The sequence below is a fragment of the Pseudomonas sp. H3_C08 genome, from assembly GCF_054669455.1.
This window is the reverse complement of record NZ_CP162803.1, coordinates 3,816,225-3,829,986: the sequence shown is the minus strand read 5'-3', so window position 1 is coordinate 3,829,986 and position 13,762 is coordinate 3,816,225. Positions and strand designations below refer to the sequence as shown.

Below are 13,762 nucleotides of genomic sequence, written 5' to 3'. Positions count from 1 at the left end.
AATCGATTGTTGCCGCTACCTGCCGACCGTTCAATGAGCCCATTGAAGGCCTGCATGGGCCTTGTGTCTCAAACGAACAAGAAGGGCAATGACATGGCGACGTGTGGCGAAGTACTGGTCAAGTTACTCGAAGGTTATGGGGTCGAGCAGGTGTTCGGCATTCCCGGCGTGCACACCGTGGAGCTGTATCGCGGGCTGGCCCGTTCGAGCATCAACCACGTCACCCCACGGCATGAACAGGGCGCCGGTTTCATGGCTGACGGTTATGCGCGCACCAGCAGCAAACCGGGTGTGTGCTTCATCATTACCGGCCCGGGCATGACCAACATCACTACCGCCATGGGCCAGGCTTACGCCGACTCGATCCCGATGCTGGTGATCTCCAGCGTACAGAGCCGCAACCAGTTGGGCGGCGGGCGCGGCAAGCTGCACGAGTTGCCGAACCAGAGCGCACTGGTCGCTGGCGTCGCAGCGTTCTCTCACACCCTGATGTCGGCGTCGGAATTGCCCGGCGTGCTCGCTCGCGCATTCGCCTTGTTCCAGGCCGGGCGTCCGCGTCCGGTGCACATCGAAATTCCGCTGGACGTGTTGGTGGAAGAGGCCGATGAGCTGCTCGCCAGTGTCCCGGTCAACATCGACCGCGCCGGTGCCGCGCCCGCTGCCGTGAGTCGTATGAGCGCGTTGCTGGCCGGTGCCCAACGTCCGTTGATTCTCGCCGGTGGCGGTGCGATTGATGCCGCAGCAGAGCTTACCGAACTGGCTGAACTGCTCGACGCACCTGTAGCGCTGACCATCAACGCCAAAGGTCTGTTGCCGTCGACGCATCCGCTGCTGATCGGCTCTACACAAAGTCTGGTCGCCACCCGCGAATTGGTCGCGGATGCCGATGTGGTGCTGGCGATCGGCACCGAACTGGCCGAAACCGATTACGACGTGACCTTCGCCGGTGGTTTCGAGATTCCCGGCAAGCTGCTGCGCATCGACATCGACGCCGATCAGACCGTGCGTAACTATCCGCCACACGTCGCCCTGGTTGCCGATTCGCGCAATGCCGCGCAGGCATTGCTCAGCGCCTTGTCGCACAAAACGCTGGCCGAGCGCCGCAACGATTGGGGCCAGGTACGCGCGGCGCGTCTGCGTGATGATCTGGCCGCGACCTGGGATGCAGCGACGCTGGCGCAAACCCGTTTCCTCGAAACCGTGCTGCACGAATTGCCCGACGCGGTGTTCGTCGGCGACTCCACGCAACCGGTGTACACCGGCAACCTGACCTTCAATCCGGAGCGTCCGCGTCGCTGGTTCAACTCGTCGACCGGCTACGGCACCCTCGGCTATGCGTTGCCGGCAGCGATTGGCGCATGGCTCGGTGGACAACCCGATAAGGGCGCACGGCCACCGGTGGTGTGCCTGATCGGCGACGGCGGTCTGCAGTTCACCCTGCCGGAACTGGCCAGCGCCGTCGAAGCGCGCACCCCGGTGATCGTCCTGCTGTGGAATAACCAGGGCTACGAAGAGATCAAGAAATACATGGTCAACCGCGCCATCGAACCGGTCGGCGTCGACATCTACACCCCGGACTTCATTGGCGTGGCCAAGGCCCTCGGCTGCGCCGCCGAAGCGATCAACTCAGTGGAACAACTGCGCAGTGCACTGCGTGCCGCGACCGATCGCCAAGGCCCGAGCGTAATCGAAATCGACCAGAACCTGTGGATGCAGGCGGTGGCCAAATGATCAATTTTCCAACCACACTCGACGGCCTCTACATCAACGGCCAATGGTCGGCCGGCCGCGAACATCTGCGCGTGATCAACCCGGCCACTGAGGCGTTGCTGACCACGGTCAATGGTGGTGACGAGTACGCGGTGAGCCAGGCCGTGAGCGCTGCGACTGAAGCATTCAAGGACTGGTCGCAAACCAGCGGTGCCGAGCGCGGCGCGATTCTGCGCAACATCGCCAATGGCGTGCGCAACGGTCGCGATCACTTGATGAAACTGCAATCGAGCAACAACGGCAAACCGCAGTTCGAAGCGGCCATCGACGTCGACGATGTGATCGCCACCTTCGAGTACTACGCCGAACTCGCTGAAGGCCTCGACGCCAGACAGGACAGCAACGTGCCGCTGCCCAGCAATGACTTCAGCGCACGCTTGCGCCGCGAGCCGTGCGGCGTGGTCGGGCTGATCGTGCCGTGGAATTTCCCCATGGTCACCACCGCGTGGAAACTCGCGCCGGCCCTCGCCGCCGGGTGCTGCGTGGCGCTGAAACCGTCGGAAGTCACGCCGCTGCCGGAGCTGGAACTGGCGGCGATCATCGCCGAAGCCGGCCTGCCCAACGGCGTGTTCAACGTCGTTTGCGGTACTGGTCTGGCGGTCGGTGCACCACTGTCGGCGGATCCGCGCATCGCCAAGATTTCCTTCACCGGTAGTAACGCCGTCGGTGTCCAGGTGATGCAGCGTGCCGCCGAAACGGTGAAGGGCGTGAGCCTGGAACTGGGCGGCAAATCTTCGCTGCTGGTGCTCGAAGATGCTGATCTGCAATTAGCGGTCGAGCTGGCTTGCGGTGGCGGTTTCTTCAATGCCGGGCAGATGTGCTCGGCCACCAGCCGTGTGTTGGTTGCCGATGAATTGGCGGATGAATTCCTTGAACGTTTGCACAAGCGTGCGCAGGCGATTCGCGTGGCGGATCCGTTCGACCCGGACGTGGAGATGGGCGCACTGGTCAATCAGGCGCAATACCAGCGCGTGCTTGGTCACATCGACCGGGGTCTGAGCGCTGGCGCGAAGCTAGTGTGCGGCGGCAATCGTCCGGCAGATCTGCCGCGCGGATATTTTTTGCAGCCAACCGTGTTCACCGACGTGCCCCTCGACAGTGCGCTGTGGTGCGAAGAGATTTTCGGCCCGGTGCTGTGTGTGCGCCGTTTCAGCAGCGAAGCCGAGGCAATTGCCTTGGCCAACGACAGCCAATTCGGCTTGGTCGCCAGTGTGGTGACGCGTAACGCCGAGACCGCCGAGCGGGTCGCCAACGCCCTGCAGGCGGGGCTGGTGTGGCTCAACGCGCCGCAAGTGATCTTCCCGCAGGCGGCGTGGGGCGGTTACAAGCAGAGCAGCATCGGCCGCGAATTGGGGCCGTGGGGCCTGGCCGCGTTTCAGGAAATCAAACACGTGATCCGGGCGCTCTGAACGCCCGAAAAAGGTCAGCGCATGCCTCGCAACGAGGCATGCGTCGGCGTCATGGCTTCAATGAGTTTTTATCGATAGTCAGGTGTTTTGCACGACCTCAGGATGAACCCGTCGGCAGCGCTGCAGGCCTTTGAAAACAAGGCTTTCAGCGGACCCGGCCGCGCGGATGCAACGGTTGCGACCAACCTCATACTTAAAAGAACAAAGGGAGTCCGTCATGGGCGAGCACGATCTGAACAGGCGTCAATTCATTAAAACCGTCGGCGTCGCCTCGGTGGCGGCGGCTGCCCTGAGCATGCCCTTCATCCGGGCGAGCGCCAGCGACACCCGCTTCGCCGGCAAGACCCTGCGTTTGCTGACCTGGTCGGATGACACCGGCCTCGCGGCACTGCGCAACATCGCCGCCACGTTCGAAGCCAAGACTGGCGCCAAGGTCATCGCCGACCGCACCGGCAGCACTTCGGAAATGGTCGCCAAACTCAAGGCCGGCGGTGATCGTCCGCAGTACGACATCATCACGTTGGCAGGCGTCGGCGCCGAAGGTCTGGCGGCCGCCGGGCTGCTGGAAAAACCCGACCTCAACCGCATTCCCAACCTGGTCGACGTCCCGGAAAAATACCGTACCGGCGCCAACGGGCACGGCATCGGTTACCTGTTGTGGTGCAACAGTCTGGTCTACAGCACTCGCACCCAGAAAGAGGCGCCGAGCAGTTATGCCGCGTTGTGGGATGCCGATCTGGCGCCGAATATTTTTCTGCCACCGCCGAACTGGACCGAGGCGATGGACCTGATCATCATCGCCGCGAAACTGGCCGGCGGTGACGAACACAACATTGAGCCGGGCTTCAAGAAGCTCGCCGAACTCAAGGATCGCGTGGTGACGTTGGGCGAAAACCCGAACCAGATTGCCGAGCTGTTCCGCACCGGTTCGCTGGACATGGGCGGCCTCTATGCCCCGGCATTTTTCCCCAAACAGATTCGCGATCCGAACTACGGCCTCGGCGCTACGTTCGGCATGAAGGAAGGGTTCTACACCGACCTGATGCTCTCGGTGATGCCGAAGAATCGGCCGGGCGACACCGACCTGGCCTACGCCTTCATCGACCACTCCCTCGACCCGCTGGTGCAGGGCAAGATGGCCGAGGACATCTTCAACGGCCCGGTCAACGCCAAGGCGATCATCTCCGCCGAAGCGCGCAAGAGCCCGTTCATCCTCACGCCGGAGCAGATTGCCGAGAAGGCGATCATGCACGACAACGCCTTCCTGGCCACCGTGCATGACCAATGGATTCGTCGTTATACGGAAATTTTTTCTTCCTGAGCCGAACACAAACCTTCCGAACACCACAAATCCCCTGTAGGAGTGAGCCTGCTCGCGATAGCGTCATACCAGTCAACCTATTAGGTGGCTGACACACCGCTATCGCGAGCAGGCTCACTCCTACAAGGGGGCGGGGGTGGTTTGGAGAGTTGTGTTCGTCAGTTGTTTTTCCATTGACGAGATTATTGCTATGGAACATCAATCCCTGACCCAAGCGGTCGGCGCTGCTGCCGTGCGCCCGGTGCGCGGTGTTTCGCCCACCGCGCGGGCGTGGTTTTCCTCACGCCGTCGATGCTGTTTCTCGGCGTGCTGATCGCCGCCAGCCTGCTGGTGCTGCGCATGAGCGTCGGCACCAAAGGCGCGGAGTGGAGCGGTTTCAGCCTGGCCAGTTATGCCCAGTTGCTCGAACCGTACTACCTGAAATCCTTGCTGCTGACCTTGCGTCTGGCGCTGATCAGCGCGGTGATTGCCGTGGTGCTGGCGATCCCGGTGGCGTACACCATGTCGCGGCTGACCTCGCCGTTTCTGCGGCGGATTTTCCTCGCAGCGGTGCTGCTGCCGTTGCTGGTCAATCTGCTGCTGCAAAGCTACGGCTGGCTGGTGATTCTCGGGCCCGGCGGCATGCTCAATCAGGCGCTGATGGGCCTCGGTCTGATCAAGCGGCCGATCATGTTGCTGTACAACCAGAACGGCGTCCTGATGGGCCTGGTGCAAACAGCGTTTCCACTCGCGGTGTTGCCGATTGCCAGCGCCATGCGCGGCGTCGCCCGCACCTATGAGGAAGCGGCTGCGACCCTCGGTGCCAGCCGTTTTCAAGTGTTCCGCCAAGTGGTTCTGCCGATGAGTTTGCCCGGGATCATCACCGGTGCAACGTTGGTGTTCGCCTACAACGCCAGCAGTTTTGTCGTGCCGTTGCTGCTCGGTGGCCGGCGGGTGCCGATGCTCGCAGTGATGGTGCATGACCAGATCGCGCCGCTGATGAACTGGCCCGCCGCGTCGGCAGCCGGGGTGGTGCTGATCGTCACCACGCTGGCGATCATGACTCTCTCTGAATACATCACTGGCCGTCGTCGGCGTCTGCTGGAGGCTTCGCAATGAGTGCCCTGACCAAGAAGCGCATGGCGCTGTTGCCCGGCGAAACCGGCAAGTTCGCCGGCATCCTCTCCGGCTTCATTCTGCTGCTGGCGGTGTTGCCGATCCTGACCATGATCGTCATGTCGTTCAGCGGTGCGTCGAACCTCGACTTCCCACCGAGCAGCTACAGCCTGCAATGGTACAAAGCGGCCTGGCACACCTTTGTTTCGCCGGACGCCAGCGACGTGCTCAGCCTCGGTCAGGCCATGGCCACCAGCCTGTTGGTGTCGTGCCTGACGATGGTTTTTGCCACGCTGATCGCGGTGCCTGCCGCGTATGCGCTGACCCGCTGCGAATTCCGTGGCAAGGCCGTGGCGCTGCAACTGATGTCGCTGCCGCTGGTGTTCCCGATGGTGGTGTTGGGCCTGGCCTTGCTGCTGGTGTTCGACAGCCTGCCGTTCCACCTGACCACTTCGCGGCTGGTGATTGCCCACGTGATTCTGGCCTTGCCGTTTGTGGTGAAGAACTGCACCGCAGCGATGCTTTCCATCGGCAGCGAAGTCGAGGAAGCGGCGCGGATGCTTGGCGCTTCACCGCTGCGCGCGATTGTCGATGTGGTGGTGCCGTTGATGAAGTCGGGGATTCTGGCGGGCATGCTGCTGGCGTTCATCGTCTCGTTCAACGAATTCACCGTGACCTATTTCCTCTACACCATCGACGTCATGACCGTGCCGATCTGGATGTACAGCCGCACCGTGTCATCGCTCGACCCTACCGTGTTCTCGTTTGCCGTGCTGATCGTGCTGATCGACTTCGTCCTGATCTGGGCGCTGGAGAAGCTGTTGGGCGAGGGCGGCGTTTCCTTTTGATTTGAGGTGCAACATGACTGGTCTGATTCTGGAAAACGTCGAGAAATTCTACGGCTCGGCGTGCGCGGTACAAGACGTCAACCTGCATTTGCCGGAAGGCAAACTGGTGTGTTTCCTCGGCCCTTCCGGCTGCGGCAAAACCACCTTGCTGCGGATGATCGCCGGGCTGGAAACCTTGAGTGGTGGCGAGATTCGTCTGGACGGCGAAGACATCGGCCAGACCCCGGCGCACCTGCGCAACTTCGGCATGGTGTTCCAGTCGCTGGCGCTGTTCCCGCACATGACCGTTGGCGAGAACATCGCCTACCCGCTGAAGTTGCGCGGCGTCAACAAGGCTGATCAACACAAGCGCGTGGTCGAGTTGCTGGAGCTGATCCAGTTGCAGGCGATGATCGATCGCCCGGTGGCGAAACTTTCCGGCGGTCAGCGGCAGCGCGTGGCGATTGCCCGGGCGATTGCTTCGCACCCGAAAATCCTCCTGCTCGATGAGCCGCTGTCGGCGCTCGACGCCAAGCTGCGCGAGTCGATGCAGGTGGAAATCCGCCAACTGCAGCAGCGCCTGAACATCACCACGATCATGGTCACCCACGATCAGCGCGAAGCGATGACCATGGCCGATATCGTCGTCGTGCTGGGCGAACACAAGGTGCAGCAGGTCGGTACGCCGATCGAAATCTATCGGCATCCGGCCAATGAGTTTGTCGCGGACTTCATCGGCTCGGGCAATATTTTCCCGGCCACGGCGCTGGGCGATGGCAAGGTCAGCCTGCCGGGTGGTGACGCGCTGCAAGTGCCGATCTGTAGCAGCATTGTCGTCGGGCAGAAAGTGAAGATGCTGATTCGTCCGGAAGACCTGCAACTGTCGGCAGCGCAGGCGACGGCGGGGAATCGCTTGCTCGGCAAGGTGACGTTTGTGCGTGATATCGGCGCGACCATCGAGACCACGGTGGAGTGTTCCGGGGTGACGTTTACCGCGTTGAGTACGCCGTGTCAGGGGATCGGATTGGCGATCGGGCATCCGGTGTCGGTGACGTTGCCGGTGGAGGCTTGTCGGGTGTTGGGGGCTTAGAGCGAGCTCCGACTCCGAATCGCCCCTCACCCCAGCCCTCCCGAAACGTCGGACCGCCCGGGGGGAGAGGGAGCCGACCGAGGTGTCTGGCGTTATCCATCGACCTGAAAAATCCAGTCGATTATGGATTCGGCAAAGCAGGCGCTATTCATCGGCCTGAGAGATCGAGTCGATTATGGATTCAAAGCCAAACGTTCAAGTCGGTGAATCTCTTCAATATCCCACAATCAGTTCCCTCTCCCACCGGGAGAGGGCTAGGGTGAGGGGCTTCTAACGGTCACACCGAAAGCCGTAACCGCGCCAAATCCCTTAACGGCGGTGCACCAAACAAGCGGCTGTACTCACGGCTGAACTGCGACGGACTTTCATACCCGACGCGATACCCCGCCGCCGACGCTTCCAGCCCCTCCGCCAACATCAACCGCCGCGCCTCTTGCAAGCGCAACTGCTTCTGATACTGCAACGGACTCATCGCCGTCATCGCCTTGAAACGGTGATGCAAGGTCGAGACGCTGAGGTTCACTTCTTTGGCCAGGTCATCAATGCGCAGCGGCTGTTCGAAGTTGCCGTTCAACCATTTGATCGCCTGACTGATGCGATGACTCTGGCTATTGGCGATCGCGATTTCATACAAACGATGGCCCTGCGGGCTGCGCAACAGGCGATAAAGAATCTCCCGACGAATCAGCGGCGCCAGCATGGCGATGTCTTTCGGTGCATCGAGCAAGCGGGCCAGACGCAGCACGGCATCGAGCATCGAACTGTCGATCTGCTCGACATACAAACCGCGCCCGGTCGGCCGCGTCGGCACGCCCATCGGGCCGGCGTCGGCGATCAGCGCGGTGATTTCGGTCGGGTCGATATCCAGGCGCACGGCGAGGATCGGTTCTTCTGGCGAGACATTCACCACGCGCCCGCTCAACGGCATCGAAACCGACACCACCAGGTAATTCAGCGGATCGTAATTGAAGAACTCGTCGGCCAGCCGCACCTCTTTGCGTCCCTGCGCCATGATGCACAGCGCCGGTTGCGCGAGCACCGGGGCAAAGTCGTGGGATCGGGTGTGACGCGACATGAACAGAGAGCCGATGGCGGTCTCGTAGCTGCCATCGTCGGTGGTGTTGCGGCGGATGATCGCCGCCAGTTCCGCGCGCTGTTTTTCCATGTCAGCGGTGGGTTCGGCTTGAAAACGATCGAATGACGTCATGCACGGCATCCTCGGCAGGGGAGGTGGAATGGAGCAGAGCATATGTTTGTGCAAGCGCCAGCGGTAGACACATCCTGCGAAATGCTTGCCTGATCCTGCATGGGATTGTGGGCGGGCTCAGCCATAGCAGGTTGTAGGGCGGCAAAGTTGCTTGATACGCCGTATGACAACCGTGTGACGCAGTTTTACAGGTTGTTACAGGTCTTCTGCGCAGTCTCGCAGGATTGTGCAACGCAGCGACAGGAATCGACTAACGGCGGCTGGCGTGCGGCCCTTAACCTTTGATCCTGTCGCAGCCCGTCCCCCGGCTGCCACGCGACTCCCTGGGAGGGTTGAACATGTCCAAGCAGATTCCCGTCAGTCATATGGCCTTCGTTCGAGCGCGCGCCGGGCGTTCGGCGGAACTCGGTGTACGCCTGAGCGCGTTGATCGAGCCGTCCCGCGCCGCCCCCGGTTGCCTGAGCTTTGCCTTGCAGCATTCGCAGTGTGATCCCGAGTTGTGGCTGGTCTCCGGCTTCTGGAGCAGCCAGCAAATGATGACCAACTATTTCAACAGCCCATCGATGGAAATCTTCGCCGAGCTGGTGCAGGAACTGGTGGTCAACAGCCTCGACTTCCACACGTTCAAGGACGTGTCGGCGGCGCAAGCCCTCGGTCAATGCCCGGCGCCGGTACACAAACTCGTCGGTTGAGGGTTTAATGTCCGGCTTGTTTGTCTGAGCCGGGATATGTGACATGGCACGTAAAGAGTTCGAACACTTCGAAGCAGTTTCCGCAGTCGTCCCCGTCGAGTTGGGCGGCAACAAGGGCTATCACGCGGCAATCGCGGTCAAGGCCCTGGTCGATGGCGGTGCACCACGCTTTCACAAACTGTTGAATGACCAGATCTTCCCCGGCGCCATTGCCGCTGATGAAGCGGCCATCAAGGAGCTGGATAACCTCAATGGCGTCACTGAAGACGCCGAGTTGATCTGGTAACGCGTTACTTGTTGGCGCCCGGACGCCACATCTTGAACAGGGCCTCAGGCCCCAACTGGAAATAATCCGCCGGCCCGCCGCCGCGCAGAATCGGTTCTGCTGCGGCGGTGTCGTAGATTCCATCCTTCAACAGCCACTTGGCGATATGCACGGCGACCACTTCGCCGAGGATCAGCCAGCTCGGCACCGTCTCGCCATCAGCGCGCTGCAATTGAATGATCTGCGTGACCTTGCATTCGAAGGACACCGGACTTTCTGCGACCCGTGGTACTGAAATCACTTTTGACGCCACTGTCGTCAAACCCGCCAATTCAAACTCGTTGACCTCAGGCGCGACCATCGCGCAGCTCTGGTTCATCTGCTCGGCCAGCGGCCGGGTGGCGAGGTTCCAGACGAACTCGCCGGTCTGCTCGATGTTGTTCAGGCTGTCTTTGCGCCCGACGCTGGAAAAACCAATGATCGGCGGAATGTAGTTGAAGGCATTGAAGAAGCTGTACGGCGCCAGGTTCAAGCGGCCGTTGGCATCCTGTGAAGAAATCCAGCCGATCGGGCGTGGGCCGACGATGGCGTTGAACGGATCGTGGGGCAGACCGTGGCCGTTGGCGGGTTCGTAGAAGTGGATGTCATCGGGCATGGCGGGTGGTCCTGGAGAGTGCTGAGTCAGGTGGCCAATAGTGCAAGTACACGCCACATATTTCCAGCAAGACACCGATATTCCAATCGATGAAATTCCCCTGTGGGAGCGAGCTTGCTCGCGAAAGCGTCGGGTCAGTTGCATTGATATCGCCTGACACAACGCCTTCGCGAGCAAGCTCGCTCCCACAGGGTTCGGTGTGAACTCATGAAAGGGGCATGCCCCAAAATGACTAAGCCCGGCCAAAGCCGGGCTGTGGGAGGACTGCTGATACTTAGCTGATGGCAGCGGCGGTGCCGGTTTTGTCGAAGCCGTCAGCAGCGACCGTTTTACCCAGGTTGGTTTTATCGAAGCCATCGGCAGCAACAGCTTTGCCGATGTTGGTTTTATCAAAACCATCAGCAGCGTAAGTGCCGGTGTGGCTGGTTTCGATGGCGGCGCTGGCGCCGTTGATGAAGTCGGCGGATTTGGTGCGATCCGAGCCGTCGGCAGCGAAGGTATTAGCAGCCAGTACGGACAGGGTCAGGGCGAGGATCAGTTTGGTTTTCATGTCGGTTACTCCAGATTCGTTGGCGGTGTGTCTTGCATGGGTTTAATGCTACGCCAAATAAATTGATTAAAAAGCGCAAATTAATGCTAAGAACAATCGATTAACTTGATGTTAAGGGCGGCGCGTTGAATTCGCTTTCGTCGTCGCAGCGAGCGTCGCGCAGGTCATCGATCAGGTGATTGCAGAATGAGGGGGCAGCATTAATTAGCGATTAATCGCTGTTTTGTGCGGCATGACAGATTTTTCATACTTTGCCGACCGCTTTTTCACCGTTGCAACGCCAGTCTGCCCGTGGCCAGAAAACCAAGAACCGGCCGTCACACACTGGAGCGTTGCCTGCGATGAATAAACTGCCTCAAATCACCTTGGCCTTCTGGGTCATGAAAATCTGCGCGACGACCCTGGGGGAAACCGCGGGCGATTTGTTGTCGATGACCCTCAACGTCGGCTACGCCATGAGCTCGCTGATCCTGATCAGCGTGTTTGTGCTGACGCTGATCACGCAGTTGATGGCCAAGACCTACAAGCCGCTGCTGTACTGGATCGTGATCCTGTCCACCAGCACCGCCGGCACGACCATGTCGGACTTCATGGACCGCACCCTCGGACTCGGTTACGCCACCGGCTCGATGATCCTTATCGCGATCCTGCTGGCGATCTTCGCCGCTTGGCGCCTGAGCGGTGATTCGCTCAACGTCAGCAAGGTGCAGACCTTCCGTGGCGAGATGTTCTACTGGATGGCGATTCTGTTCTCCAACACCCTCGGCACCGCGCTGGGCGATTACCTGGCCGACGACTCGGGCCTGGGACTTGCCGGTGGTGCGTTACTGATCGGCTCGACGATTGCCGTGGTCGTGCTGCTGAAATACTTCACGAAGATTTCCACGGTGGTGCTGTTCTGGGTGGCGTTCGTGCTGACCCGGCCGTTTGGCGCGACGTTGGGTGACTTGATGACCAAGCCCCATGAGAAGGGCGGGCTGGACTTTGGCACCATCGGTTCGTCGGCGGTGCTGGCGGGGATTCTGCTGGTGATGATTGTCGGCGCTTCGTATGCGCAGAAACGTTATGGCAAGCCGCAGGTTGCCGAGTTGACTTAATACCGAGTTGACCTCATTCGCGAGCAAGCTCGCTCCCACAGGGTAATGGGGTGCCCACAGAATATGTGAACACCACCGACCACTGTGGGAGCGAGCTTGCTCGCGAAGGGGCCAGAACAATCACCACAATGGTGACTGAATCTACACCGGTCAGTCAGTCACAATGCGCGAATGCTTCTGGGTGTCTTTCATGGTGATGTACACCAGCAACGACACCGCGATGCACGCCGTCACATACCAGTAGTAACCGGTTTCCATGCCGATGCTCTTGAACCACAGCGCGATGTATTCAGCGGTGCCGCCGAAGATCGACACGGTCAGTGCATACGGTAGGCCAACGCCCAGCGCGCGGATCTCGGTCGGGAACAGTTCGGCTTTCACCACCGCGTTGATCGAGGTGTAGCCGCTGACGATGATCAGCGCTGCCATGATCAGGAAGAACGCGCCCCACCAGGTTTGAATGGTGTGCAGGGTCATCAGGATCGGCACGGTGAAGATCGTCCCCAGCACGCCGAAGGCGATCAGGATCGGACGACGACCGATCTTGTCCGAGAGGCCGCCGATGATCGGTTGCAGGCACATGAACAGGAACAGCGTGGCGGCAGAAATGGTGGTCGAGTCGGAGATGCTCATGCCGACGGTGTTCACCAGGTATTTCTGCATGTAGGTGGTGTAGGTGTAGAACGCCAGGGTGCCGCCCATGGTCAGGCCGACTACGGTCAACAGTTCTTTGGGATGGCGCATCAAGGTGCGCATGGCGCTTTCCTTGGACTTCTCTTTCTTGGTGAACGACTCGGTTTCTTCCATGCCGCGACGCAGGTACAGCGCCACGACCGCACACAGCGCGCCGATGGCGAACGGAATACGCCAGCCCCACGCGTACAGTTGTTCAGTGGTCAGCACGTTCTGCAGCACGATCAGGACGCCCAGCGCGATGAGCTGGCCGGAGATCAGGGTCACGTACTGGAAGCTGGAGAAGAAGCCGCGACGTTCCTTGGTCGCCATCTCCGACAGATAGGTCGCCGAGGTGCCGTATTCGCCGCCGACCGACAGGCCTTGCAGCAAGCGCGCGAACACCAGCAGGATCGGCGCGCCGATGCCGATGGTTTCGTAGTTCGGGCTGAGGGCGATCAGCAGCGAGCCGAAGCACATCAGGTAGACCGAGGCCATCAGGGCTTTTTTACGGCCGACCTTGTCGGCGTACATGCCCATCAGCCAGCCACCAATCGGACGCATCAGAAAGCCGACGGCGAAGATCGCGGCGGTGTTCATCAGTTGGGCGGTGGTGGAACCGGCGGGGAAGAAGGTTTTCGCGAAATACAGGGAGAAGGCGGCATACACGTACCAGTCGTACCACTCGACCATGTTGCCAACGGAACCGCTGAAGATCGATTTGATCCGGCTGGCGGTGGTTCTTTCTTTGGCCGGCGCAGCAGCCGACCCAAGTGGCAGGGCGTTGGAGTTATCCATTGAAGGATCCTTCGTTTAATTGTTTTTGTGGAGCGCGTCGAAACGCAGCCTGCGAGGGCTATAGCAGGAGGTGTGCCAACGGGGTGAGGGCCGGGCTAGAGGGGGTGGCGGGATTGGGTGAGCGGGATATTGCCGAAGGATTTGGTTCGATGAGCGGATTTCCGCTTATTGGGGCGAAGATCAAAAGCCCCTCACCCTAACCCTCTCCCAGGGGGAGAGGGGACTGACCGAATGGATTGTTCGAGTTGCACCGACCTGGGATACCGAGTCGAACTCAGGTTTCGAACAGCATGAAGATCGGCTCCCTTCCCCCT

The 13,762-nt window shown here is 60.5% G+C and carries 12 protein-coding genes and 1 pseudogene; 9 read left to right on the top strand and 4 right to left on the bottom strand.

The features are described 5' to 3' along the window. Positions 1–93 precede the first annotated feature (93 nt). From AB4N74_RS17490 to AB4N74_RS17465, 6 genes and pseudogenes are all read left to right on the top strand, one after another. Positions 94–1,731, top strand: coding sequence for a 5-guanidino-2-oxopentanoate decarboxylase (locus tag AB4N74_RS17490; protein WP_460101175.1), 1,638 nt, complete (start codon positions 94–96; stop codon positions 1,729–1,731). Beyond that, entirely contained in the window at positions 1,728–3,179 is a 1,452-nt protein-coding gene (locus AB4N74_RS17485) for an aldehyde dehydrogenase family protein (RefSeq protein WP_460096735.1), read from the top strand. The genes AB4N74_RS17490 and AB4N74_RS17485 overlap by 4 nt, the downstream gene beginning before the upstream one ends. A 217-nt stretch (positions 3,180–3,396) precedes the next feature. Beyond that, positions 3,397–4,500 carry an ABC transporter substrate-binding protein gene (locus AB4N74_RS17480; protein WP_093430534.1) on the top strand — a complete coding sequence of 368 codons (1,104 nt, stop codon included), beginning with the start codon at positions 3,397–3,399 and terminating at the stop codon, positions 4,498–4,500. A gap of 190 nt (positions 4,501–4,690) precedes the next feature. After that, positions 4,691–5,598 (top strand): annotated as a pseudogene (locus tag AB4N74_RS17475) (ABC transporter permease). Continuing rightward, positions 5,595–6,443, top strand: a complete 849-nt coding sequence (locus AB4N74_RS17470) for an ABC transporter permease (protein WP_460096733.1) — start codon at positions 5,595–5,597, stop codon at positions 6,441–6,443. The pseudogene AB4N74_RS17475 and the gene AB4N74_RS17470 overlap by 4 nt, the downstream one beginning before the upstream one ends. A 13-nt stretch (positions 6,444–6,456) precedes the next feature. Beyond that, positions 6,457–7,512: an ABC transporter ATP-binding protein gene (locus AB4N74_RS17465; RefSeq protein ID WP_460096732.1), complete on the top strand. Its 1,056-nt coding sequence runs from the start codon at positions 6,457–6,459 to the stop codon at positions 7,510–7,512. A gap of 277 nt (positions 7,513–7,789) precedes the next feature. Here AB4N74_RS17465 and AB4N74_RS17460 read toward each other — a convergent pair whose 3' ends face one another. Beyond that, positions 7,790–8,719 (bottom strand): AraC family transcriptional regulator, encoded by a 930-nt coding sequence (locus tag AB4N74_RS17460; protein WP_093430530.1) that lies wholly within the window; start codon positions 8,717–8,719, stop codon positions 7,790–7,792. 338 nt (positions 8,720–9,057) lie between these two features. Here AB4N74_RS17460 and AB4N74_RS17455 point away from each other — a divergent pair, with 338 nt between their 5' ends. Both AB4N74_RS17455 and AB4N74_RS17450 read left to right on the top strand, forming a co-directional pair. Continuing rightward, entirely contained in the window at positions 9,058–9,411 is a 354-nt protein-coding gene (locus AB4N74_RS17455; RefSeq protein WP_093430529.1) for a putative quinol monooxygenase, read from the top strand. A 43-nt stretch (positions 9,412–9,454) separates the two neighbouring features. Beyond that, positions 9,455–9,697: a hypothetical protein gene (locus tag AB4N74_RS17450; protein ID WP_116255098.1), complete on the top strand. Its 243-nt coding sequence runs from the start codon at positions 9,455–9,457 to the stop codon at positions 9,695–9,697. A 4-nt stretch (positions 9,698–9,701) separates the two neighbouring features. Here the strand turns inward: AB4N74_RS17450 and AB4N74_RS17445 are convergent, their stop codons facing one another. Together AB4N74_RS17445 and AB4N74_RS17440 are read right to left on the bottom strand one after the other, a co-directional pair. Next, a complete protein-coding gene (locus tag AB4N74_RS17445; RefSeq protein WP_007912610.1) occupies positions 9,702–10,331 on the bottom strand; it encodes a flavin reductase family protein in 630 nt (209 codons plus the stop codon). 274 nt (positions 10,332–10,605) lie between these two features. Next, positions 10,606–10,881, bottom strand: a complete 276-nt coding sequence (locus AB4N74_RS17440) for a hypothetical protein (RefSeq protein ID WP_034153461.1) — start codon at positions 10,879–10,881, stop codon at positions 10,606–10,608. 341 nt (positions 10,882–11,222) lie between these two features. On the opposite strand from AB4N74_RS17440, the gene AB4N74_RS17435 reads away from it, so the two are divergent. Beyond that, complete coding sequence (locus tag AB4N74_RS17435; RefSeq protein WP_460096729.1) at positions 11,223–11,978, top strand: COG4705 family protein; 756 nt, start codon at positions 11,223–11,225, stop codon at positions 11,976–11,978. Positions 11,979–12,128: 150 nt separating this feature from the next. Here the strand turns inward: AB4N74_RS17435 and AB4N74_RS17430 are convergent, their stop codons facing one another. Next, positions 12,129–13,448, bottom strand: a complete 1,320-nt coding sequence (locus AB4N74_RS17430; RefSeq protein WP_093430526.1) for an MFS transporter — start codon at positions 13,446–13,448, stop codon at positions 12,129–12,131. Positions 13,449–13,762: the final 314 nt, after the last annotated feature.